This is a genomic window from Azonexus caeni, from assembly GCF_048146105.1.
Classification (GTDB): Bacteria; Pseudomonadota; Gammaproteobacteria; order Burkholderiales; family Rhodocyclaceae; genus Azonexus; species Azonexus aromaticus_B.
Map to the genome: position 1 here is coordinate 523,391 of NZ_JBKJAD010000001.1, position 24,290 is coordinate 547,680.

At 65.8% G+C, this 24,290-nt stretch carries 9 protein-coding genes; 4 read left to right on the plus strand and 5 right to left on the minus strand.

Translation table 11 applies throughout. The annotated features are described in order from the left end of the window. The first annotated feature begins 19 nt into the window (after window positions 1-19). Genes ACLIIZ_RS02445 through ACLIIZ_RS02455 form a run of 3 tightly spaced genes read left to right on the plus strand, consistent with a single transcriptional unit; the run spans window position 20 to window position 4,181 of the window. The gene (locus tag ACLIIZ_RS02445) at window positions 20-2,173 is read left to right on the plus strand and encodes a RelA/SpoT family protein (protein WP_416690608.1); all 2,154 of its coding nucleotides are present in this window, start codon (window positions 20-22) and stop codon (window positions 2,171-2,173) included. Further along, window positions 2,170-3,426: a D-amino acid dehydrogenase gene (locus ACLIIZ_RS02450; RefSeq protein ID WP_416690609.1), complete on the plus strand. Its 1,257-nt coding sequence runs from the start codon at window positions 2,170-2,172 to the stop codon at window positions 3,424-3,426. The genes ACLIIZ_RS02445 and ACLIIZ_RS02450 overlap by 4 nt, the downstream gene beginning before the upstream one ends. Continuing rightward, entirely contained in the window at window positions 3,423-4,181 is a 759-nt protein-coding gene (locus tag ACLIIZ_RS02455; RefSeq protein ID WP_416690610.1) for a TatD family hydrolase, read from the plus strand. Before ACLIIZ_RS02450 ends, ACLIIZ_RS02455 begins: the two co-directional genes overlap by 4 nt. 42 nt (window positions 4,182-4,223) lie before the next feature. Here the strand turns inward: ACLIIZ_RS02455 and ACLIIZ_RS02460 are convergent, their stop codons facing one another. After that, complete coding sequence (locus tag ACLIIZ_RS02460) at window positions 4,224-19,160, minus strand: retention module-containing protein (RefSeq protein WP_416690611.1); 14,937 nt, start codon at window positions 19,158-19,160, stop codon at window positions 4,224-4,226. 190 nt (window positions 19,161-19,350) lie between these two features. Then, complete coding sequence (gene rpoH / locus ACLIIZ_RS02465; RefSeq protein WP_416690612.1) at window positions 19,351-20,208, minus strand: RNA polymerase sigma factor RpoH; 858 nt, start codon at window positions 20,206-20,208, stop codon at window positions 19,351-19,353. Window positions 20,209-20,314: 106 nt separating this feature from the next. On the opposite strand from rpoH, the gene gluQRS reads away from it, so the two are divergent. Beyond that, a complete protein-coding gene (gluQRS, locus tag ACLIIZ_RS02470) occupies window positions 20,315-21,241 on the plus strand; it encodes a tRNA glutamyl-Q(34) synthetase GluQRS (RefSeq protein ID WP_416690613.1) in 927 nt (308 codons plus the stop codon). Here the strand turns inward: gluQRS and clsB are convergent. The 3 genes from clsB to nadA are packed head-to-tail and all read right to left on the minus strand — an operon-like array spanning window position 21,216 to window position 24,271. After that, window positions 21,216-22,418, minus strand: coding sequence for a cardiolipin synthase ClsB (clsB, locus tag ACLIIZ_RS02475; protein WP_416690614.1), 1,203 nt, complete (start codon window positions 22,416-22,418; stop codon window positions 21,216-21,218). The two genes, gluQRS and clsB, sit on opposite strands and share 26 nt — an antisense overlap. Beyond that, window positions 22,408-23,163: an endonuclease/exonuclease/phosphatase family protein gene (locus ACLIIZ_RS02480; protein WP_416690615.1), complete on the minus strand. Its 756-nt coding sequence runs from the start codon at window positions 23,161-23,163 to the stop codon at window positions 22,408-22,410. Before ACLIIZ_RS02480 ends, clsB begins: the two co-directional genes overlap by 11 nt. 10 nt (window positions 23,164-23,173) lie before the next feature. Further along, entirely contained in the window at window positions 23,174-24,271 is a 1,098-nt protein-coding gene (gene nadA, locus ACLIIZ_RS02485; RefSeq protein WP_416690616.1) for a quinolinate synthase NadA, read from the minus strand. Window positions 24,272-24,290 lie beyond the last annotated feature (19 nt).

Here is a 24,290-nt window from a genome sequence, read left to right on the forward strand (position 1 = left end):
CGCGGGGCGGTGAACCCGGATGGAGCCTGCGCCTCAACACCGCCCACCGGTTGTCGGAGACGAGGTCTACCGCCAGTTCATCGCTCGTCTCGACTACCTGCCGCCGTCTGATGTAGCACGCATCGAGGCGGCCTACGCCTACGCCGAGCAGGCGCATGCGCACCAGAAGCGCATGTCGGGCGAACCCTACATCACCCATCCGCTGGCGGTGGCCAGCGCCGTCGTCGAATGGTGCATGGACGCCGATGCGATCTGTGCCGCCCTCCTGCACGACACGATGGAGGACACCGGGGCGACCAAGCAGGAGTTGGCCGAGAAGTTCGGCAAGGAAGTCGCCGAAATGGTCGACGGCCTGTCCAAGCTGGACAAGATGGAATTCGCCTCGTACAAGGAGGCGCAGGCGGAAAACTTCCGCAAGATGCTGATGGCGATGGCGCGCGACCTGCGCGTCGTGCTGATCAAGCTCGCCGATCGCCAGCACAACATCCGGACGATGTCGGCAATGCGCGCCGACAAGCGCGTGCGCATCGCCCGGGAAACCCTCGAAATCTACGCGCCGATCGCCTTGCGCCTGGGCTTGAGCCGGCTCTACCGGGAGTTGCAGGACACCGCTTTCCGGCTGATCCACCCGCATCGTGCCGAGGTGCTGGCGAAGGCGCTGAAGGCGGCGAAGGGCAATCGGCGCGAACTGCTGACCCGGATCCAGGAAAGCGTCTGCGACAAGCTGGCGCATGCCGGGCTGGAAGCGGAAGTCTTCGGGCGCGAGAAAAGTCTCTATTCGATCTTCTGCAAGATGAAGGAAAAGCGGCTTTCCTTCTCGCAGGTGCTCGACATCTACGGCTTCCGCGTCGTCGTCGACAAGGTGCCGAACTGCTATCTGGCGCTGGGTGCCCTGCACAGCCTGTACAAGCCGGTGCCGGGCAAGTTCAAGGACTACATCGCGATTCCCAAGGCCAACGGCTACCAGTCGCTGCACACGACGCTGATCGGCCCCTATGGCACGCCGGTGGAAGTCCAGATTCGTACCCGCGAGATGCATCACGTCGCCCAGGATGGCGTCGCTTCGCACTGGCTGTACAAGGATGGCAGCGAGAGCAGCGCCGAGTTGCAGATCAAGACGCACAAGTGGCTGCAGTCGCTGCTCGAGTCGCAGACCGGGAATTCGGCCGAGTTCTTCGAGGACGTCAAGGTCGATCTCTTTCCGGACGAGGTTTACGTGTTCACGCCCAAGGGCAAGATCATGGCTTTGCCTCATGGGGCGACGGCGGTCGATTTCGCCTACGCGGTGCATACCGACGTCGGTAACCATTGTTCGGCGGCGCGCATCAACCACGAACTGGCGCCGCTGCGTACGGAGCTGAAGAACGGCGATCTGGTCGAGATCATCACCTCACCCGACGCATCGCCGAACCCGGTGTGGCTCAACTACGTCAAGACCGGCCGCGCGCGCAGCAAGATCCGCCATTTTCTGCGCACGACCCAGAACGTCGAATCGGCCCGTCTCGGCGAGCGCCTGCTGCGTCAGGAGTTGCTCTCGCTCGGCGTGGTGCCGATTTCGATTCCGACCGCCGCCTGGGAGGCGCTGGTCAAGGCGGGCGGCCAGCAGTCGATCGACGAGGTTTACGCCGATATCGGGCTCGGCAAGCGCCTGCCCTCGGTCGTCGCCCGTCGCCTGCTGGCGCGCGAGGGCATGGCGGCAGCGGTACCGGGCGGATTGACCCTGGCGATCCATGGCAACGAAGGCATGGCGATCCAGCTTGCCCCATGCTGCCAGCCGATTCCCGGCGATCCGATCATCGGTTCGATCCGCAAGGGCAGTGGCATGATCATCCACACCCACGATTGCCCGGCGATCCGCAAGTCGCGTTCGAGCGAGCCGCAGAAGTGGATCGATGTCGAGTGGGAGCCCGAAGAAGGCAAGCTGTTCGACCTGCGTATCCGGGTCGAGGTGAAGAACAAGCGCGGCGTGCTGGCGCAGGTTGCCGCCGCCATTTCAGAGGCCGCTTCGAACATCGAACATGTGTCGATGGAAGCCGATCCCGAGCGCTTGTTCACGACCCTGCATTTCACCATCCAGATTGCCAACCGCAAGCATCTCGCAGCGGTGATGCGCGGTATCAGGCATTTGCCGGAAGTCAGCCGCATCGCCCGGGAGAAGGGGGGCGAGGCTTGAGGATACTGGTCCTCGGGGCGGGGGTTGTCGGTACCGCCAGCGCCTGGTATCTGCATGCCGCCGGTCATCAGGTCACGGTCGTGGACCGGCAAGCCGCGGCCGGCCTCGAAACCAGCTTTGCCAACGGTGGGCAGATATCGGTTTCACACGCCGAACCCTGGGCCAATCCACATGTTCTGCCACGCTTGCTGAAATGGCTGGGGCGCCCGGATGCGCCCTTGCGCTGGCATTGGCGCGCCGACCCGGGACAATGGCTGTGGGGTTTGCGTTTCCTGCGCCAGTGCCTGCCCGGCCGGACGCAGGCCAACATCGCGGCGATCCTGGCGCTGGCGTTGTACAGCCGCGGCCAGTTGCAGCGTTTGCGCGAAGAACTGGGGCTCGAATACGAGCAGCTGCAGCGCGGCATCCTGCATATCTACACCGATCAGGACGAACTGGCGGCGGCAATGAGCGCGGCCCGCCTGATGGCCCGTTTCGGCCTCGACCGAGAGATGCTTGACGTCCGGGCCTGCGTGGCCCTCGAGCCGGCGCTGGCGGGGGCGGAAAAACTGCTGGTCGGCGGCGACTACACGCCGTCCGACGAATCCGGTGATGCCCATCGTTTCACCCAGGCGCTGGCTGCCCGGGCAGCCGCTGCCGGCGTCGTTTTCCGTCACGAACAGAGCATCGAGCGGATCGCCAGTGCCGGCGGTCGTGTCGCCGGCGTTGTCGTGCGCGATGCGCAGGGCGAATCGTCCTTGCTCGCCGCCGACGCTTATGTCGTTGCCCTCGGCAGCTACTCGCCCCTGCTCCTGCGGCCGCTCGGGATACGCCTGGCGATCTGTCCGGCCAAGGGCTATTCGGCGACGCTGCCGCTCGCCGACGGTGCCGTGGCGCCGACCGTCAGCCTGACCGACGACGAGCACAAGCTGGTCTTTTCCCGTTTCGGCAACCGTCTGCGCGTCGCCGGCACCGCCGAGTTCGCGGGTTACGATCTGGCACTCGACGAACTGCGTTGCCAGGCCTTGATGCGGCGCACCCGGCAGTTGTTTCCCGACCTGCGTCTGGCTGGCGAGCCGCAGTTCTGGTGCGGTCTGCGCCCGGCGACGCCGTCCAACGTTCCCTATCTCGGGCGCTCGCGCTTGCCCAATCTGTGGCTGAACACCGGTCACGGCACGCTTGGCTGGACGATGGCCTGTGGTTCGGCGGCGGCCTTGAGCGATCTGATCGACGGCCGCCGCCCGGCGCCCGATTTCCCTTTCCTGCGCGGATGATCGACACCCACTGCCACCTCGACGCGGCGGAGTTCGATGCCGATCGGGAGGCGGTACTGGCGGCGGCGCAGGCCGCCGGGGTGAGCCGGGTCGTCGTTCCGGGCGTCGCCTTCGCCGCCTTCGCCAGACAGCGGCGGATTGTCGCCGATAGTCCGTTGTGCGTGGCAGCGTATGGCATCCATCCGCTTTATGTCGATGCCGCCGGAGATGCCGACCTCGAGCATCTCGCTTCCTGGGTGGACGCCGAACGGCCGCTGGCGATCGGTGAGATCGGCCTCGATTTCTTCGTTGCCGGCAGCGACATCGAACGCCAGACGCGTTTTTTCGTCAGCCAGCTCAAGCTGGCGCGGGCGCTCGACTTGCCGGTGATTCTCCACGTCCGGCGCGCGGTGGACGCCGTGCTGCGCGAGTTGCGGCGGGTTCGCGTGCGCGGCGGCATCGCCCATGCCTTCAACGGCAGCCCGCAGCAGGCCGCGGAATTCATCAAACTCGGTTTCAAGCTCGGCTTTGGCGGTGCGGCGACCTACAGCGGATCGACGCGCATCCGCGCGCTGGCCGCTGCCTTGCCGGTCGACGCGATCGTCCTCGAAACCGACGCGCCGGATATTCCCCCGGCCTGGCTCAATCGCGGCCGCAACGCGCCGGCCGAACTGCCGCGCATTGCCGGAGAAATTGCCGCGCTGCGCCGGATGCCGGTGGCGGCGCTGATCGCCGAGGTCGACAAAAACGCCCAGGCGGTGCTGGGCGTTTTCTGAGGCCCGCCGCGCGGCGCGCGGTGGGCTGGCGGGGGAGGGCGATCAGAGATCGACCTTGAGGTTGGCCTTCAGCAACTCGTTGATGATCTGCGCATCGTTGGCCCCGGCACCAGCCAGGCTGTCGAGCGCAACCCCCTGCAGCAGGATGGTCTGGTCGGTGGCCGTGGCGTGGTTGCTGCCGGTGTAGGCGCCCTGGCTGCTGATCTGGATCAGGGTGTCGCTACCGCTGGCCGAGAAGTGCAGGTAGTTGGTCAGGTTGCCGCTGTTCTCGCCCTGCAGCAGGTCGCGCAGGTCGAGGACGTCACCACCGTTGCCGGCACTGAAGTCCTTGATCACGTCGCTGGCCGGCGTCTTCGTCGTTCCCTGGTCACCGAGCGACCATTTGAAGGTGTCGGCACCGAGACCGCCGATCAGGGTGTCGTCGCCCTGGCCGCCGACGATCAGGTCGTTGCCTTCCTTGCCGTCGATATAGTCACCATAGTTGCCGCCATTGAGCGTGTCATCGCCGCTGCCACCGAAGATTTTGGCCGGCGGCGGGGTGACCGTCAGCGATAGCGTCGAGGCAGCGTGGTCGCCGTCGTTGTCGATGATGGCGAAGCCGATCTGCTCGGTGGTCGCGTTGCTCTTGATCGGCGGCGTATAGATGTAATCGCCGCTGAGCATGTCGACCACCAGTTTGCCGCCGGCATCGGTGAACACCGTCCACTTCTGGCCGTCGAACTTGTCGGCGGTGCCGATTGCCGTGCCGCTGACGGTGCCGTCGAGCAGATAGGTGGTGCCGTCGATGCTGAACGAGGTCAGATGCCCGCCGTCGGCACCGACCCCGGAGCCCTGGTGCAGGGTGCCGTCGAGGAAGTTACCCTTGAAATTGGCATTGACGGTATCGCGCAGGATCGGACCGAGTTCGCTTTCGTTGGCGACGATGACGGCGTCGGTATCAGTCTTGGTGACACCGTTGTAAGCGACCGGATTCATGCTGGCCTGGGTGGTGTCGCTGCCCATGCCGAAGGCGAAGGCGTTGATCTTGTTGGTTTCGAGGAAGGACTTCCAGAGCGCTTCTTCTTCCGCCTGAATGCCTTGGCGCGCCGGCAGCGGACCGCTGCCGTCCCAGTCGCTGGAAGCGTTCGGTTCGCCGTCGGACAGGAAGTAGGCGACATTGGTGCCGTCAGGGATCTTGCCGGACGACTGGAAGGCTTCCATGGCTTTGAGCAGGGCCGCGTCGTAGTTGGTGGCACCGCCTGTGCCCAGGGCATTGACGTAGGCGATGGCGTCGGCGGCACTGACCCAGCCTTCGGTATAAGACTTGGCCGAGGAGCTATAGACGACGATGCGGACGGCAACGTCGCCGAGCATGTCGTAACTCTGAATCAGTTCGCGCACCGAGTTGCGCAGGATCTCGATGCGGCTGCCGGCCATGCTGCCCGAATTGTCGAGGATGAGCAGGATGTTGGTGTCCTGATGGCGCATGGCGTCGGCTTCGGTTTCCGGAACTGCCTTCGGCGCATCGTCCTCGATGTCCAGCGTCAGGGTCGCCTGGGTGCTGCTCAAGCCATCGTCGGCGGTGAGGTCGAAGTGCAGGGTTTCGACGTTTTCGTCCTGGCCGGCCGCGTGGTCGATGGCTTGCGATAGCTTGATTTCGTAGTTGCCGTTGCTGTCGACCGTGACCCGAAGCACTTCGGGGCCGCCCTGGCCGGCCGTGCCGATCAGCGGTGAAGCACTGCTGCCGCTGCCCGACCAGACGATCTGCACGCCGTCGGCGCTCAGGGCTTCGCTCGGTGGCGCAACGCTGACCAGCAGGGAGGCGCCGCCGGCACCGGTGACGCCGATGTTGCCGCTGGCCGTCGCGCTATCGGCAACATCGCCCGGGTTGCCGCTGCTGTCCTTGATGCCGCCGGCCAGTCCCTCTTCGGAAACGGTGGCGAGCAGGTCGCCGAGCTGGATCAGCGCGAAGCGGGCCTGATCGCTACCGGTTTTGCCGACGTTGCCGGCCGGGTCGAACATGTAGGCGTCGACGGTGATGGTTTCGCCGGCGGGGCGCGCCGCGAAATCGGTGGTGATGTAGCCGTTCGCCTTGTCGGCAGCGCTGATGACGAAGTCCTTGGTGTTGACGCCGTCGGAGACGCGCAACGTATCGCCGACCTCGACCTTGGAACCGTCGAATTCGATCCTGACGTCGACGTTGCCGCTGAGTTCCGGCGCGCTGATCAGGGCGTCGTTGTTGGCGTCCTCGGTGATGATGACGGTGGGCGGATTGCCGTCGTTGGGGATGCTGGTGTCGATAGTCGCGCTGTCGCTGCCGGTTTTGCCGACGTTGCCGGCGGCGTCCTTGATCTGGGCGTCGACGGTGAGCTTGACGCCATCGCCGGGGCTGGCGACGCCGGGCAGGGCGATCGAGCCCTTGAGGATGTCGGCCTGGGTGATGGTGATCGGCGCCTGGGCCACGCCATTGACCGTGGTCAGCAGGGTGTCGCCGGCAACGGCGGTGGCCGGCAGGGTGATGCTGACGTCGATGTTGCCCTGCAGTTCGGCCGCGTTGATCCAGGTGTCGTTGTTGGCGTCTTCGAGGATGGTGACGATCGGCTCGCTGGGCGGCGCAGTGATGATGCGGGCCGTGTCGTCGACCGGGCCGGCGGCGTTGCCGGCGGCATCGACGATGCTGGCGGTGACCTTGAAGTCGGTGTTGTCGGCGGTCGGGTTGAACTTGACGTCGATGAAGCCGGCGGCGATCTGGGCAGCGCTCAGGGTGAACACCTGGTCGACGTTGCCGGCCGCGGTGACGGTCAGCGTGTCACCGACGGCGGCGCCCTGCGGGATGGTGACGCGGACGTCGATGTCGTTGTCCTTCAGTTCGGCCTTGTTGATGTAGCCGTCGTCGTTGGCGTCTTCGGTGATGGCGATGGCGAGACCGGAGAAGACGCTGGGATCGACCTGCGCGGCGTCGGAACCGGTGGGACTGAAGTTGCCGGCGAAGTCCTTGACCTGGGCGGTGACTTCGAAGGGCTGGTCATTGCCGGGGCTGGGGAAGTCCAGGTTGACGCTGCCGCCGGCGATGTCGGCGGCGCTGAGGACGATTGCTGTCTGGGCGACGCCGTTGATCGAGACGAGCAGCGAATCGCCGGCCTGAGTGCCGCTGGGCAGCTTGATGCTGACATCGATGTTGCCCTGCAGTTCGGCGGCGTTGATGTAACCGTCGTTGTTGGCGTCCTCGGTGATGTTGACGGTCGGGGCGCCGATCGGATCGGTGACGATGGTGGCGTCGTCGCTGGCGACATTGGATTTGTTGCCGGCGGCGTCGGCGACCTGGGCGGAGACCTCGAGCTTGGTGCCGTTGGGCGGCGCCGTAAGTTCGACGATGAGCTTGCCGGCGTCGATCTGCGGCTGGATCAGGGTAATGGTCTGGGTGGCGTTGCCGGTGGCGTTGATGGTGATCAGGTCGCCGGCGATGGCGTCCTTGGGCAGGACGATCTCGACGCCGACGGTACCCTTCAACTCGGTGGCGTTGATGAAACCGTCGTTGTTGGCATCCTCGGTGATGGTCAGGCTGAGGCCCTGCAGGGTGCTGAGGTCGACCTTGGCGTAGTCGGTGCCGGTGGCGGACTTGTTGCCGGCCGGGTCGAAGAGGAAGGCGGAGACGTTCAGCGAGCTGCCATCGGGCGGCATGGCGAAGTCGGTGGTGACGTAGCCGTTGGCCTTGTCGGCGGCGCTGATGACGATGTCTTTGGTGGTGGTGCCGTCGGTGACGCGGACGGTATCGCCGACCTCGACCTTGTCCGCGGCGAAAGCGACCTTGACGTCGGCGTTGCCGCTGGCTTCGGCGCGGTTGATGAAGCCGTCGTTGTTGGCGTCTTCGGTGATGGTTACTTCGGGCGGATTGCCGCCGTTGGGCAGGTCGGTGTCGATGGTGGCGGCGTCGGAACCTTGTTTGGACTGGTTGCCGGCCGGGTCGGAGAGGTAGGAGGTGACGGTGATGGTCTGGCCGGAAGCCGGTGCCGGGAAGTCGGTGAGGATGTAGCCGTTGGCCTTGTCGGCGGCAGTGATGACGAAGTTCTTGCTGCTGGTGCCGTCGGAGACATGGACGGTATCGCCGACATCGACCTTGCTGCCGTCGAACTCAACCTTGACGTCGACGTTGCCGTTCAATTCGGCGGCGTTGATCAGCTTGTCGTCGTTGGCGTCCTCGGTGATGGTGACGGTCGGCGGATTGCCGCCGTTGGGGATGCTGGTGTCGATGGTCGCGCTGTCGGAGCCGGTCTTGCCGATGTTGCCGGCGGCGTCCTTGATCTGGGCGTCGACGGTGAGTTTGGCGCCATCGCCGGGGCTGGCGATGCCGGGCAGGGCGATCGAGCCCTTGAGGATGTCGGCCTGGGTGATCGTGATCGGCGCCTGGGCAACGCCATTGACCGTGGTCAGCAGGATGTCGCCGGCGACGGCGGTGGCCGGCAGGGTGACGCTGACGTCGATGTTGCCCTGCAGTTCGGCGGCGTTGATCCAGGTGTCGTTGTTGGCATCCTCGATGATGGTGACGATCGGCTCGCTGGGCAGGGTGTCGATGATGCGCGCGCTGTCGTCGACCGGGCCGGCGGCGTTGCCGGCGGCATCGACGATGCTGGCGGTGACCTTGAAGTCGGTGTTGCTGGCGGTCGGGTTGAACTTGACGTCGATGAAGCCGGTGGCGATCTGGGCGGCAGTCAGGGTAAATACCTTGTCGACGTTGCCAACCGCAGTGACGGTCAGCGTGTCGCCGACGGCGGCGCCCTGCGGGATGGTGACGCGGACGTCGATGTCGTCGTTCTTCAGTTCGGCCTTGTTGATGAAGCCGTCGTCGTTGGCGTCTTCGGCGATGGCGATGGCAAGGCCGGAGAAGGCGGTGGTGTCGACCTTGGCGGAGTCGCTGCCGGTCGGGCTCAGATTGCCGGCGCTATCCTTGACCTGGGCGCTGACTTCGAAGGGCTGGCCGTCGCCGGGGCTGGGGAAGTCCAGGCTGACGCTGCCGCTGGCGATGTCGGCGGCGCTGAGGAGGATCGGCGCCTGGGCGACCCCGTTGATCGAGACGAGGAGCGACTCACCGGCCTTGGTGCCGGCCGGCAGTTCGATGCTGACGTCGATGTTGCCCTGCAGTTCGGCAGCGTTGAGATAGCCGTCGTTGTTGGCGTCCTCGGTGATGCTGACGATGGGCGCGCCGGGCGAGACGAGGGAAATGGTGGCGGCATCGCTGGCAATGTTGGACTTGTTACCGGCGGCGTCGGCGACCTGGGCGGAGACCTCGAGCCTGGTACCGTTGGGCGGCGCGGTGAGTTCGACGGTGAGCTTGCCGGCGTCGATCTGCGGCTGGATCAGGGTGATGGTCTGGGTGGCGTTGCCGGTGGCGTTGATGGTGATCAGGTCGCCGGCGATGGCGTCCTTGGGCAGGACGATCTCGACGCCAACGGTGCCCTGGAGTTCGCTGGCGTTGATGAAGCCGTCGTTGTTGGCGTCCTCGGTGATGGTCAGGGTGAGACCCTGCAGGGCGCTGAGGTCGACCTTGGCGTAGTCGCTGCCGCTGTCGGACTTGTTGCCGGCGGGGTCGAAGAGGAAGGCGGAGACGTTCAAGGTGCTGCCGTCGGTCGGCATGGCGAAGTCGGTGGTAACGTAGCCGTTGGCCTTGTCGGCGGCGCTGATGACGAGATCCTTGGTGGTGGTGCCATCGGTGACGCGGACGGTATCGCCGACCTCGACCTTGTCCTTGTTGAAGGCGATCTTGACGTCGGCGTTGCCGTTGGCTTCGGTGCGGTTGATGAAGCCGTCGTTGTTGGCGTCTTCGGTGATGGTCACGGTCGGGGCGAAGCCGTCGTTGGGCTTGCTGGTGTCGATCGTGGCGCTGTCGCTGCCGGGCTGCGTGGTGTTGCCGGCGGCGTCGAAGATGGTCGAGGTGACGGTGATGGTCTGGCCGGAGGCGGGGGCCGGGAAGTCGGTGGTGATGTAGCCGTTCGCCTTGTCGGCGGCGGTGAGCGCGAAGTCCCGGGTGGTGATGCCGTCGGAAACGCGCAGGGTGTCGCCGATATCGACCTTGCTGCCGTCGAATTCGATCTTGACGTCGACGTTGCCGTTGAGTTCGGCGGCGTTGATCAGCGCGTCGTTGTTGGCGTCTTCGGTGATGGTGACGGTCGGTGCATTGCCGCCGTTGGGGATGCTGGTGTCGATAGTCGCGCTGTCGCTGCCGGTCTTGCCGACGTTGCCGGCGCTATCGCGGATCTGGGCATCGACGGTGAGCGTGGCGCCATCGCCGGGGTTGGCGATACTGGGCAGGGCGATCGAGCCCTTGAGGATGTCGGCCTGGGTGATGGTGATCGGCGCCTGGGCCACGCCATTGACCGTGGTCAGCAGGGTGTCGCCGGCAACGGCGGTGGCCGGCAGGGTGACGCTGACGTCGATGTTGCCCTGCAGTTCGGCGGCGTTGATCCAGCGGTCGTTGTTGGCGTCTTCGAGGATCGAGACGATCGGCGCGCTCGGCGGCGAGATGACGATCAGCGCGCTGTCTTCGACCGGGCCGGCGCTGTTGCCGGCGGCATCGACGATGCTGGCGGTGACCTTGAAGTCGGTGTTGTCGGCGGTCGGGTTGAACTTGACGTCGATGAAACCGGTGGCGATCTGGGCGGCGGTCAGGGTGAATACCTGATCAACGTTGCCGACCGCGGTGACGGTCAGCGTATCGCCGGCGACGGCACCCTGCGGGACGGTGACGCGGACGTCGATGTCGTTGTCCTTCAGTTCGGCCTTGTTGATGAAACCGTCGTCGTTGGCGTCTTCGGTGATGGCAATGCTCAGGTTCTTGAATTCGGTGAGGTCGACGATGGCGCTGGCCGAGCCGGTGTTGCTGACATTGCCGGCGCTGTCCTCGATGTAGGCAGTGACCTTGAGGGTGGCGCCGTCGGCGGGCAGCGGGAAATCGGTGCTGACGTAGCCATTGGCCTTGTCGGTGGCACTGATGACGATCTCGCGGGTCGTCGTGCCGTCGCTTGCCTTGACGACGTCACCGACATTGACCTGGTCCTTGGCAAAGCTGATGCGGACGTCGGCGTTGCCGTTTGCTTCGCTACGGTTGATGTAGCCGTCGCCATTGGCGTCCTCGACGATGAGCACGGCGGGCGGCTGCAGGTTGTTGGGGATGCCGGTGTCGATGACCAGGTCGACGCTGGTGCTGGTCGTGTTGCCGGCGATGTCGGTGGCGGTGACCTTGATCGGGGCGGGGCCGTCGGCGAGCGGTTGACTCGGCGTGACCGACCAGGTGCCGCCCGGCGTGACGGTGGTTTTCAGGATTTCGCCGGTGCCGGGCAGGGTGACGACGATGCTGGCGCCGGGTTCGCCGGTGCCGCTGATGGTCGGGGTGTTGTCGTTGGTGATGTTGTCACCCTTGGTGCCGCTGTCCGATGCCGGATCAAGCTGGGCGGTGACGGCCGGCGGCGTGGTGTCGATGCGGGCGTCGTTGCTGCCGATGCTGCCGAGGTTGTTGGCGACGTCGCGGATCTGCGCGGTGACGGTAAGGGTGGCGCCTTCACCGGGGTTGGCGATGCCGGGCAGGCTGACGCTGCCGTTGGCGATGTCGCTGGCGCTGAGGACGATGCCCGGCTGGGCGACGCCGTTGACCGTGGTGAGCAGGGTGTCGCCGGCGGCGGCGGTAGGCGGCAGGCCGATGCTGACGTCGATGTTGCCCTGCAGTTCGGCGGCGTTGATCCAGCCGTCGCTGTTGGCGTCTTCGCCGATGGTGACGAGCGGGGCGTCGGGCGGCGAGAGCTGGAGGCGGGCGCTGTCGCTGACCGGGCCGGCGGCATTGCCGGCGGCGTCGGCGATGGCGGCGGTGACGACGAAGTCGGTGTTGTTGGCGGTCGGCGTGAAGGCGAGGTCGACGTGGCCGGCGGCGATCTGCGCAGCGGTCAGGGTGACGACCTGGGTGCTGTTGCCGGAGGCGGTGACGGTCAGCGTGTCGCCGGCGGCAGCGCCACTGGGCAGGGCGACGCGGACGTCGATGTCGTTGTCCTTGAGTTCGTTGAGGTTGATGAAGCCGTCGTTGTTTTCGTCTTCAGCGATGGCGACGGCGAGGTTGGCGTATTGCGTGGTGTCGATGACCAGCGGCAGGGTCGTCGTACTGCTGTTGCCGATGCCATCGACCGCCGTCACCTGAACCGCGGTCGGGCCGTCGGGCAAGGCCTGGCTGGGGGTGACCTGCCAGTTGCCGTTGCTGTCGGCGGTGGTGCTCAGTTGTTCGCCGGTACTGGGGATGGTGACGGTGATTTTGGCGTCGGGGTTGCTGACGCCAATGATGGTCGGCGTGTTGTCGTTGGTCAGGTTGTCGCCCTTGGTGCCGCTGTCGGATGCCGGGTCCAGTTGCGCGGTGAGGCTGGGCGCGGTGGTGTTGATGGTGGCGCTGTCGCTGGCGATGTTGGACTTGTTGCCGGCAGGGTCGGCGACCTGGGCGGAGACTTCGAGCTTGGTGCCGTTGGGCGGCGCGGTGAGTTCGACGGTGAGCTTGCCGGCGTCGATCTGCGGCTGGATCAGGGTGATGGTCTGGGTGGCGTTGCCGGTGGCGTTGATGGTGATCAGGTCGCCGGCGATGGCGTCCTTGGGCAGGACGATTTCAACGCCGACCGTATCCTTCAGCTCAGTGGCGTTGATGAAGCCGTCGTCGTTGGCGTCCTCGGTGATGCTCAGGCTGAGACCCTGCAGGGTGCTGAGGTCGACCTTGGCGTAGTCGCTGCCGGTGTCGGACTGGTTGCCGGCCGGATCGCTGAGGAAGGCGGAAACGGTCAGGGGCGTGCCGTCGGCGGGCAGCGGGAAGCTGGTGGTGATGTAGCCGTTGGCCTGGTCGGCGGCGCTGATGACGATATCCTTGGTCGTGCTACCGTCGCTGACGTGGACGGTGTCGCCGACCTCGACCTTGTCCTTGGCGAAAGCGACCTTGACGTCAACGTCGCCCTGGGCCTCGGTGCGGTTGATGAAGCCGTCGTTGTTGGCGTCCTCGGTGATGGTGACGACCGGCGCAAAGCCGTCGTTGGGCTTGCTGGTGTCGATCGTGGCGCTGTCGCTGCCGGGCAGCGTGGTGTTGCCGGCGGCGTCGAAGATGGTCGAGGTGACGGTGATGGTCTGGCCGGAGGCGGGTGCCGGGAAGTCGGTGAGGAGGTAGCCGTTCGCCTTGTCGGTGGCAGTGAGCGCGAAGTCGCGGGTGGTGGTGCCGTCGGAGACGCGCAGGGTGTCACCGATATCGACCTTGCTGCCGTCGAATTCGATCTTGACGTCGACGTTGCCGTTGAGTTCGGCGGCGTTGATCAGCTTGTCGTCGTTGGCGTCCTCGGTGATGGTGACGGTCGGCGGATTGCCGCCGTTGGGGATGCTGGTGTCGATGGTCGCGCTGTCGGTCCCGGTCTTGCCGATATTGCCGGCGGCGTCCTTGATCTGGGCGTCGACGGTGAGCTTGACGCCATCGCCGGGGCTGGCGATGCCGGGCAGGGCGATCGAGCCCTTGAGGATGTCGGCCTGGGTGATGGTGATCGGCGCCTGGGCCACGCCGTTAACCGTGGTCAGCAGGGTGTCGCCGGCGACGGCGGTGGCCGGCAGGGTGACGCTGACGTCGATGTTGCCCTGCAGTTCGACGGCGTTGATCCAGGTGTCGTTGTTGGCGTCCTCGAGGATGGTGACGATCGGCTCGCTGGGTGGCGCGGTGATGATGCGGGCCGTGTCGTCGACCGGGCCGGCGGCGTTGCCGGCGACGTCGACGATGCTGGCGGTGACCTTGAAGTCGGTGTTGTCGGCGGTCGGGTTGAACTTGACGTCGATGAAGCCGGCGGCGATCTGGGCGGCGCTCAGGGTGAATACCTGGTCGACGTTGCCGACGGCAGTGACGGTCAGCGTGTCACCGACGGCGGCGCCCTGCGGGATGGTGACGCGGACGTCGATGTCCTTGTCTTTCAATTCGGCCTGGTTGATGAAGCCGTCGTCGTTGGCGTCTTCGGCGATGGCAATGGCGAGGCCGGAGAAGACGGTGGTGTCGACCGTGGCGGAATCGATGCCGGTCGGGCTCAGGTTGCCGGCGCTATCCTTGACCTGGGCGGCGACTTCAAAGGGCTGGCCGTCGCCGGGGCTGGCAAAGGCGAGCTTGAGGCTGCCGCTGGCGATGTCGGCGGCGCTGAGGACGATCGGCGCCTGGGCGACGCCGTTGATCGAGACGAGGAGCGACTCACCGGCCTTGGTGCCGGCCGGCAGTTCGATGCTGACGTCGATGTTGCCCTGCAGTTCGGCAGCGTTGAGGTAGCCGTCGTTGTTGGCGTCCTCGGTGATGCTGACGATGGGGGCGCCGGGCGAGACGAGGGCGATGGTGGCGTCGTCGCTGGCGATGTTGGACTTGTTGCCGGCGGCGTCGGCGACCTGGGCGGAGACCTCGAGCTTGGTGCCGTTGGGCGGCGCGGTGAGTTCGACGGTGAGCTTGCCGGCGTCGATCTGCGGCTGGATCAGGGTGATGGTCTGGGTGGCGTTGCCGGTGGCGTTGATGGTGATCAGGTCGCCGGCGATGGCGTCCTTGGGCAGGACGATTTCAACGCCGACGGTACCCTTCAATTCGTTGGCGTTGATGAAGCGGTCGTCGTTGCTGTCCTCGGTGATGGTCAGGCTGAGGCCCTGCAGGGTGCTGAGGTCGACCTTGGCGTAGTCGCTGCCGGTGCCGGACTTGTTGCCGGCGGGGTCGAAGAGGAAAGCGGAGACGTTCAGCGTGGTGCCGTCGGCCGGCATGGCGAAATCGGTGGTGACGTAGCCGTTGGCCTGGTCGGCGGCGCTGATGACGATATCCTTGGTGGTGGTGCCGTCGGTGACGCGGACGGTGTCGCCGACCTCGACCTTGTCCTTGGTGAAGGCGATCTTGACGTCGGCGTTGCCGCTGGCTTCGGCGCGGTTGATGAAGCCGTCGTTGTTGACGTCCTCGGTGATGGTCACGGTCGGGGCGAAGCCGTCGTTCGGCGTGCCGGTGTCGATCTTGGCGCTGTCGCTGCCGGTATCGGTCTTGTTGCCGGCAGGGTCAACAATCCAGGCGTCGACCTTGATGCTGTTGCCGGATGCCGGCGCCGGGAATTCGGCGGCGACGTAGCCGTTGGCCTTGTCGGTGCTGCTGATGGTGATCTTCTGGGTGGTGCTGCCGTCAGTGACATGAACGGTGTCGCCGACCTCTACCTTGCTGCCGACGAATTCGATCCTGACGCCGAGCTTGTCCCTGCCGCCGAGTTCGGCGGTGTTGATCAGGCCGTCGTCTGGGTTGTTGTCCTGAGTGAGGGTGACGGTCGGCGCATCGCCGTCGTTGGGGATGCGGGTGTCGATGGTCGCGCTGTCGCTCCCGGTCTTGCCGATGTTGCCGGCGGCGTCCCTGATCTGGGCGTCGACGGTGAGCTTGACGCCTTCACCCGGGTTGGCGATCCCGGGCAGGGCGATCGAACCCTTGAGGATGTCGGCCTGGGTGATGACGATCGCCGCCTGGGCGACGCCGTTGACGCTGGTCAGCAGGGTGTCGCCGGCAACGGCAGTGGCCGGCAGGGCAATGCTGACGTCGATCGCGCCCTGCAGTTCGGCAGCGTTGATCCAGGTGTCGTTGTTGGCGTCCTCGAGGATGGTGACGATCGGCTCGCTGGGCGGCGTGTTGATGATGCGGGCGCTGTCCTCGACCGGGCCGGCACTGTTGCCGGCGGCATCGACGATGCTGGCGGTGACCTTGAAGTCGGTGTTGCTGAAGGTCGGATTGAACTTGACGTCGATGAAGCCGCCGGCGATCTGGGCGGCGGTCAGGGTGAACACCTGGTCGACGTTGCCGACGGCGGTGATGGTCAGCGTGTCGCCGACGGCGGCGCCCTGCGGGATGGTGACGCGGACGTCGATGTCGTTGTCTTTCAGTTCAGCCTGATTGATGAAGCCGTCGTCGTTCTCGTCCTCGCGGATGGCGATGGTGAGGTTCTTGAACTCGGTGAGGTCGACGATGGCGCTGGCGCTGCCGGTGTTGCTGGTATTGCCGGCAGCATCGACGATGAAGGCGCTGACCTTGAGGGTGGCGCCGTCGGCGGGCAGCGGGAAGTCGGTGTCGACGTAGCCGTTGGCCTTGTCGGCGGCGGTGACGGTGACTTCGCGGGTGGTGGTGCCGTCGGAGGCCTTGACGATATCGCCGACATTGACCAGGTCCTTGGCGAAGCCGATGCGGACGTCGGCGTTGCCGGTGGCTTCGCTGCGGTTGATGTAGCCGTCGCCGTTGGCGTCTTCGACGATGAGCACGGCGGGCGGCTGCAGGTTGTTGGGGATGCCGGTGTCGATGACCAGGTCGACGCTGGTGCTGCTCGTGTTGCCGGCGATGTCGGTGGCGGTGACCTTGATCGGGGCGGGGCCGTCGGCGAGCGGTTGGAGCGGGGTGACCGACCAGGTACCGCCCGGCGTGACGGTGGTTTTCAGGATTTCGCCGGTGCCGGGCAGGGTGACGACGATGCTGGCGCCGGGTTCGCCGGTGCCGCTGATGGTCGGGGTGTTGTCGTTGGTGATGTTGTCGCCCTTGGTGCCGCTGTCCGATGCCGGATCAAGCTGGGCGGTGACGGCCGGCGGCGTGGTGTCGATGCGGGCGTCGTTGCTGCCGATGCTGCCGAGGTTGTTGGCGACGTCGCGGATCTGCGCGGTGACGGTAAGGGTGGCGCCTTCACCGGGGTTGGCGATGCCGGGCAGGCTGACGCTGTGATTGGCGATGTCGGCGGCGGTGAGGAGGATTTCCGCTTGGACGACGCCATTTACCGTGGTGAGCAAGGTGTCGCCGGCAGCGGCGGTGCTCGGCAGACCGACGCTGACGTCGATGCTGCCCTGAAGTTCGGCGGCGTTGATCCAGCGGTCGCCGTTGGCGTCTTCGGTGATGGTGACGACCGGTGCGTCGGGCGCCGAGAGCTGGAGGCGGGCGCTGTCGCTGACCGGGCCGGCGGCGTTGCCGGCGGCATCGGCGATGCTGGCGGTGACGACGAAGTCGGTGTTGTTGGCGGTCGGCGTGAAGGCTAGGTCGACGTGGCCGGTGGCGATCTGGGCGGCGGTGAGGACGACGGTCTGGGCGGCGTTGCCGGAGGCACTGACGGTCAGCGTATCGCCGGCGGCGGCGCCGTTGGGCAGAGCGACGCGGACGTCGATGTCGTTATCCTTGAGTTCGTTGAGATTGATGAACTTGTCGTCGTTCTCGTCTTCGAGGAGGGAGACCTCAAGGCCGCTGAATTGCGTGGTATCGATGACCAGCGGCAGGGTCGTGCTGGTCGGGTTGCCCGCCGCATCGGTCGCCGTGATCTGGATCGGGATCGTGCCGTCGGGCAGCGGCTGGGTCGGCGTGATCTGCCAGTTGCCCTTGTCGTCGGCAGAGGTGGTCAGTGTTTCGCCGGTGATCGGCACGGTGACGGTGACCGTGGCGCCCGGGTCGGTGACACCGCTGATGGTCGGGGTGTTGTCGTTGGTCAGGTTGTCGCCCTTGGTGCCACTGTCGGAGGCAGGGTCGAGCTGGGCGGTCAGTTTGGGTGCTTCGGCGTCGATCAGCACGGTCTTGCTGGCGATCGCCGACTTGTTGCCGGCGGCGTCGGTGACCTGGGCGGTCACTTCCAGCGTGCTGCCCTTGACCGACGGCGGCGTCAGTTCGACGGTGACTTTGTGGGCGTCGATCTGCGCCTGATTCAGAGTGATGGTTTGGGTGGCGTTACCGCTGGCAGTGACGGTGACGAGGTCGCCGGCCACCGCGTCCACCGGCAGGAGAATATCAACGCCGACACTGCCGTTGAGTTCGGCGGCGGTGATGGTGCCGTCCTGATTGCTGTCTTCGGTGACCTTGATCTGGACGTCGAGCAGCGCGCTGAGGTCGACCTTGGCCAAATCGGTGGCGGCCGGAGACTGGTTGCCGGCGATGTCGAAAATCTGGGCGCTGACATTGAGCAGGGTGCCGTCGGCCGGCAGCGGGAAGCTGGTGCTGACGTAGCCCTTGCTCAGGTCGGCGGCGCTGACGACGATCTCCTTGGTGGTGGTGCCGTCGCTGATGCGGACGGTGTCGCCGGCGGCGACCTTGGTGACGTCGAAGGAAACGCGGATGTCGGCTTCGCCGTTGGCCTCGGCGCGATTGATGAAACCGTCGTTGTTGGCATCTTCGACGATGTTGACGGTCGGGGCCGGGATCGGCGTTGCGTCCACGGTGAGTTCGACGTTGGTCGTCGTTTCGTTGCCGGCTTCATCGCTGGCCACGACGACGATCTTGTGCGGACCGTCGCTCAGCGGCTGGGTCGGGGTCACGCTCCAGGTGCCGTCGGGGGCAGTGACGGTGGTCAGGACTTCGCCGGTCTCGGGGAAAGTTACGGTCAGCGTGGCGTTGGGTTCGCTGGTGCCGGTGATGGTCGGCGTGTTGTCATTGGTGATGGCGTCGCCGATGATTCCGGTGTCGGAGCCGGCGTCGAGTTCGGCGGTGACCGGCGGCGGCGTGGTGTCGAAGATGCCGGGCTGTTCGCGTTCGAGATCGGGCGAGTTGAGCGCGTTGGCGTCGATGCGGTAGCTATTGCCCTCGCCGACGGCTTCGCTGATGCGCTGGAATTCGACGAAGGAGTGGCCTTCGCTGGAATCGCCGGCATTGCCGGCGGCGGTTCCGCCTTCCTCGTCGATCACGTCGTCCAGATTGCCGCCTGCCTTGACCAGCTTGGCCAGTTTGCCGAGCGCGGCCGGCTTGGTGAACACGGCACTGTTGCCGGCATCGGGCGGGGTATGGATGGCTGCCACTTCGGCATCGACGCTGACCGATTCGCCGGGGCCGACCGAGACGTTGCGGCCGTCGGCCAGTTTGAGCATGGCCTGTCCGTCATGCCCGGCAATGATCGTTTCGCCTTCGAAAATGGAGTCGCCGCTCTTCAGGCGGCGGACGCCGCCATTGGCGGCACGGGCGACAACTTCACCGGAAACGGCGGAAATCCTGGCGATGACGGCAGACATGGCATTGCTCCACTGAATATGAATAGGCCGCGATCATATTCCGTTGGCAATTATGCCGGTATCGTACGATGGTGCTACGCCATTGGTATTAATTGCTCCGCTTCAGATGCCCGGGGCGTCAGCGATGGCCCAGAAAAAAGCCCGCCCCGGGAGCCGGGGCGGGCCTGGATTCTGGCGCAGGGCGGCGCGGTCAGGCAGCGAGCAGTCCTCGCATCTTCTGCAAGGCTTTGGCTTCGATCTGGCGGATACGTTCCGCTGAGACGTCGAACTCGGCGGCCAGTTCATGCAGCGTTGCTGCTTCGTCGTCGGCCAGCCAACGGGCTTCGACGATGCGCCGGCTGCGCGGATCGAGGGCAGCCAGCGCCTGGTGCAGGCCCTCGTCCTGCAGACGGGCCCGGGCCTTGTGCTCGAGCATCCGGGTCGGTTCGTAACGACTGTCGGCCAGGTAGTCGATCGGCGCAAAGCTGTCCTCGCCGTCGTCCGGGTTGCCATCGAGCGCAAGATCGCGGCCGCTGAGGCGGGTTTCCATTTCGACCACTTCCTCGCGCTTGACGCCGAGGCGTTGCGCCACTTCCTCCGCCTGTCGACCGGAGAGCGTGTCGACGCCTTCGTAATCAGCCTTCATGCTGCGCAGGTTGAAGAACAGCTTGCGCTGGGCCTTGGTCGTGGCAACCTTGACCAGTCGCCAGTTCTTCAGGATGTATTCGTGAATCTCGGCCTTGATCCAGTGCATCGCGAAGGAGACCAGGCGAACGCCACGGCTGGGGTCGAAGCGCTTGACCGCCTTCATCAGGCCGATGTTGCCTTCCTGGATCAGGTCGGCATGCGGCAATCCGTAGCCGAGGTAGCCGCGGGCGATCGAGATCACCAGACGCAGGTGCGAGAGCACCAGTTGGCGTGCAGCATCGACGTCGCCGTCGTTGTGGAAGCGCTCGGCCAGCCGGGTTTCTTCCGCTTCGGACAGCATGGGGTAACGATTCGCCGCCTGGATGTAGGCGTCAATGTTGCCAACGGCCGAGGGTACGGGAAGCGCCAGGGCATGGGTCATAGCGTAGAATCCTCCTTGATCTGACAGAACTATTTTAGCACTCGCTGTCTGAGAGTGCTAAGTATGGAGCAAGTTTCCGGCGCGTGTGTAACAAAAATCAACTGCCATGTTCGTGACCGCCGCGGTGCCGTATCGCGGGCGCTTCGCACCGTCGCCGACCGGGCCGTTGCACTTCGGCTCGCTGGTCGCCGCCTTGGCGAGCTGTCTCGAGGCTCGCAGCCGGGGCGGCGAGTGGTTGCTGCGGATCGAGGACATTGATACTCCGCGCAACATTCCCGGTGCCGCCGACGCGATCCTGCGCACGCTGGACGCCTGCGGGTTTGCCTGGGACGGTCAGGTGCTTTACCAGAGCAGCCGCTTGTCGGCCTACGAGGCCGCACTGGACATGCTGCGCCGACGCGGACTCCTTTATCCCTGCGCCTGTTCGCGGAGCGACATCGCGGCGCGGGCCAGCCGGACCGCGATCGATGGCGGTCTGCTCTATCCCGGAAGCTGCCGCGACGGACTGGCTCCGGGGGTAGAGGTGCGGGCCTGGCGGCTGCGGGTTGACGATACGCCGCTCGGCTTCGAGGACCGCTTGCAAGGTGTCGTCGAGCAGCGTCTGGCCGAGCAGGTCGGCGATTTCGTCCTGCGTCGCGCCGACGGCATTCACGCCTATCAACTGGCGGTGGTCGTTGATGACGCCTGCCAGGGCATCACCGACATCGTGCGCGGTGCCGATCTGCTTGCCTCGACGCCGCGGCAATTATGGCTGCAGCAGTGCCTGGCTTATCCTCGACCGTCTTATGCCCATCTGCCGGTGGCGACCAACCCGGCCGGCGAGAAGTGGTCGAAGCAGACGCTGGCGCCGGCGCTGGTGGCCGGAAAGGCGGCAGCCGAGCTGGTGCGGGCTTTGCGTTTTCTCGGGCAGCCGGCGCCAGCCGAGCTGGCGGTCGCCAAAGTGGCCGAGGTTTGGGACTGGGCACTGGTCAACTGGTCATTCGCCACAATTCCCCGGGTGCCGGCGATCAGCGTTCCGGCGACTGCGGCTTGACCGGCTCGCCGCCCCGCCAGTGACGGTCGCCGTAACCGGCGATGCCGACCAGCAGGCGGACCAGGCCGTAGCTGAGCCAGCGCAGGAAACGCGAATGCCAGGGCTGGCCGGCGATGTCCTGCGCGCGTAGTTCGCGGCTGCCGGTATCGATCGCCTCGTACAGGCTGGCGCGCAGTTCTTCGGCGAAAGCGCGGTCGCGGGCGACGACATTGGCTTCCTTGGCGAGCAGCAGGCTGAAGGGGTCGATGTTGGAGGAGCCGACGGTGGCCCAGCGGCGGTCGATGACCGCAACCTTGGCGTGGAGGAAGCTCTTTTCGTATTCGAAGATGCGGATGCCGGCGGCCAGCGCGCTGGCGTACAGGGTCTGGGTGGCGTAGCGCAACAGCGGATGGTCGGTCTTGCCCTGGAGCAGGATGTCGATCCGTACGCCGCGCCGCGCCGCCGCGTAAAGGGCGCGGCCGAAACGGATGCCGGGCAGGAAATAGGCGTTGGCGATGAGGATTTCCTCTTGCGCCGCCTCGATCGCGTCGATGTAGGCGTTGAGGATGTCGTTGCGGTGGCGGATGTTGTCGCGGATCAGGAAGGCGGCGGTCTGCTCGCCGGCGGTCGTGCAGCAGGGCGGGAGCAGCGGCGCCAGGCGGAAGCGGCGGCGGAAATTGACCCAGGTGACGATTTCCCACATGCGCCGGACGGCATGGTGGATCGGCGCCAGTAGCGGACCTTCGACACGCACCGCGTAGTCGTAGCGCGGCCGCATCTCGGCTGGCGCATTGTCGTCGTCGACGATGTTGATGCCGCCGACGAAAGCGGTCGTGCCGTCGATCACCGCCAGTTTGCGGTGCAGGCGGCGCAGGCGATGCCGTTGCAAGCGGAAGCGGCGGATCTCCGGGCGGTAGAAGAGGGCGCGGACGCCGGCGGCGGCCAGTTGCGGCCGGAAGTCGTCGGCGAAATTGCGAGCGCCGAAACCGTCGACCAGCAGATTGACGACAACGCCGCGCCGTGCTGCTTCGCACAGCGCCGAGGCGACCTCGTGGCCGATCGGGTCGGCGGCGAAGATGTAGCTTTCCAGGTAGATTTCCCGCTGCGCGCCGGCGATCGCCGCGAGCAGCGCGGGAAAGTAGTCGCGCCCGGAATTGAGCAGCGTCAGGCGGTTGCCGGGCAGGAAGTCAGGACTCATGCCTCGTCAGTCGCGCCGACAGCGCCGCGTGGTCGGAGATTGCCGACCACGGCGGGCCAAAGTGCACGCTGGTTTCGCGCACGGCAAAGCCGCGCACGTAGATGCGGTCGAGCCGGAACATCGGCATGGCGGCGGGAAAGCTGCGTACCGGGCGGCCGCCGACTTCCTGCGAAAAAACCTCCTGCAGCTTGAGGCGGGCGGCCAGTTGCTGGCAGGCGCGGCTGCGCCAGTCGTTGAAATCGCCGGCAACGATCAGCGGCGCGCCTGGGTCGTCGAGACGATCCAGGTAATCGGCCAGGGCGTCCATCTGGCGGCGGCGCGAATGGCCGAACAGCGAAAGATGGACGCACACGCAATGCGCTGGCGGGCCGTCCGGCAGTTCGATCCGGCAATGCAGCAGGCCGCGTTTCTCGAAGTGCAGGTGAGTGACGTCCTGATTGTGCGCGTGGATGATCGGGAAGCGCGAGAGGATCGCGTTGCCGTGGTGGCCGTGGTCGTAGATCATGTTGCGGCCGTAGGCCGCCTGCCAGATGTCTTCGGCGAGGAATTCGTGTTGCGGCGAATCCGGCCAGTCGGCATGGCGCTCGGCGTGGCCGAGGTGCAGCCCTTGCACTTCCTGCAGGAAAACCAGGTCGGGGTTGAGGTGACGCAGGCGCTCGCGCAGTTCGTGCACCATCATCCGCCGGTTGAACTGCGAGAACCCCTTGTGGATGTTGTAGGTGACGACGTGCAGGGCCTGCGGCATGGGCGTCCGGTCAGGAAATGGCGAGCATGCGGTCGAGCGCGAGGCGGGCGAACTCGACCTCGTGTTCCGGTACCTTGATCTGGTTGACCACTTTGCCGTCGACCAGATTTTCCAGCGTCCAGGCCAGGTGCTGCGGGTCGATGCGCTGCATCGTCGAACACATGCAGACGGTGGTGGCCATGAACTGGACGATCTTGTCCTGCGGCAGCACTTCCTTCGCCAGCCGGTCGACCAGGTTGAGTTCGGTGCCAACCAGCCAGCGCGTGCCGGCCGGCGCTTCCTTGATCGTCTTGACGATGTGCTCGGTCGAACCGACGTAGTCGGAGGCGGCGCAGACCTCGAAATTGCACTCGGGGTGAGCGATCACTTTGCCGTCCGGGTACTTGGCGCGGAAGGCGTCGATGTGCGATTTCTGGAACATCTGGTGCACCGAACAGTGACCCTTCCACAACAGGATGCGCGCCTTCTTGATCTGTTCCGGGGTGAGGCCGCCCATTTCCAGGTCGGGGTCCCAGACCACCATCTCGTCCATCGGGAAGCCCATGTTGTGGCCGGTCCACCGGCCGAGGTGCTGGTCGGGGAAGAACAGCACCTTGGGGCGCTGGTCGAAGGCCCATTTGGCGATGGTGCCGGCGTTCGACGAGGTGCAGACGATGCCGCCGTGTTCGCCGCAGAAGGCCTTGAGGTCGGCGGCCGAGTTGATGTAGGTGACCGGGGTGACTTCGTTTTCGACGTCGAGCACTGCGCCCAGCTCGCGCCAGCAGCGTTCGACCTTGGCCAGATTGGCCATGTCGGCCATCGAGCAGCCGGCGGCGAGGTCGGGCAGGATCGCGATCTGGTGCGGCGCGGTCATGATGTCGGCGACTTCGGCCATGAAGTGGACGCCGCAGAAGATCACGTATTCGGAGTCGGTCTGCGCCGCCAGCTTGGACAGCTTCAGCGAGTCGCCGGTGAGATCGGCGTGCTGGTAGATGTCGGCGCGCTGGTAGTGGTGGCAGAGGATCACGGCCTTCTTGCCGAGCTTGGCGCGGGCGGCGCGAATGCGCTCCTGGCAGTCGTCGTCGGCAAGGTCGTTGAAGGGGGCGAAGGAAAGGGTCGCGGTGTGCATGCTGATTCCGGAAATGGCG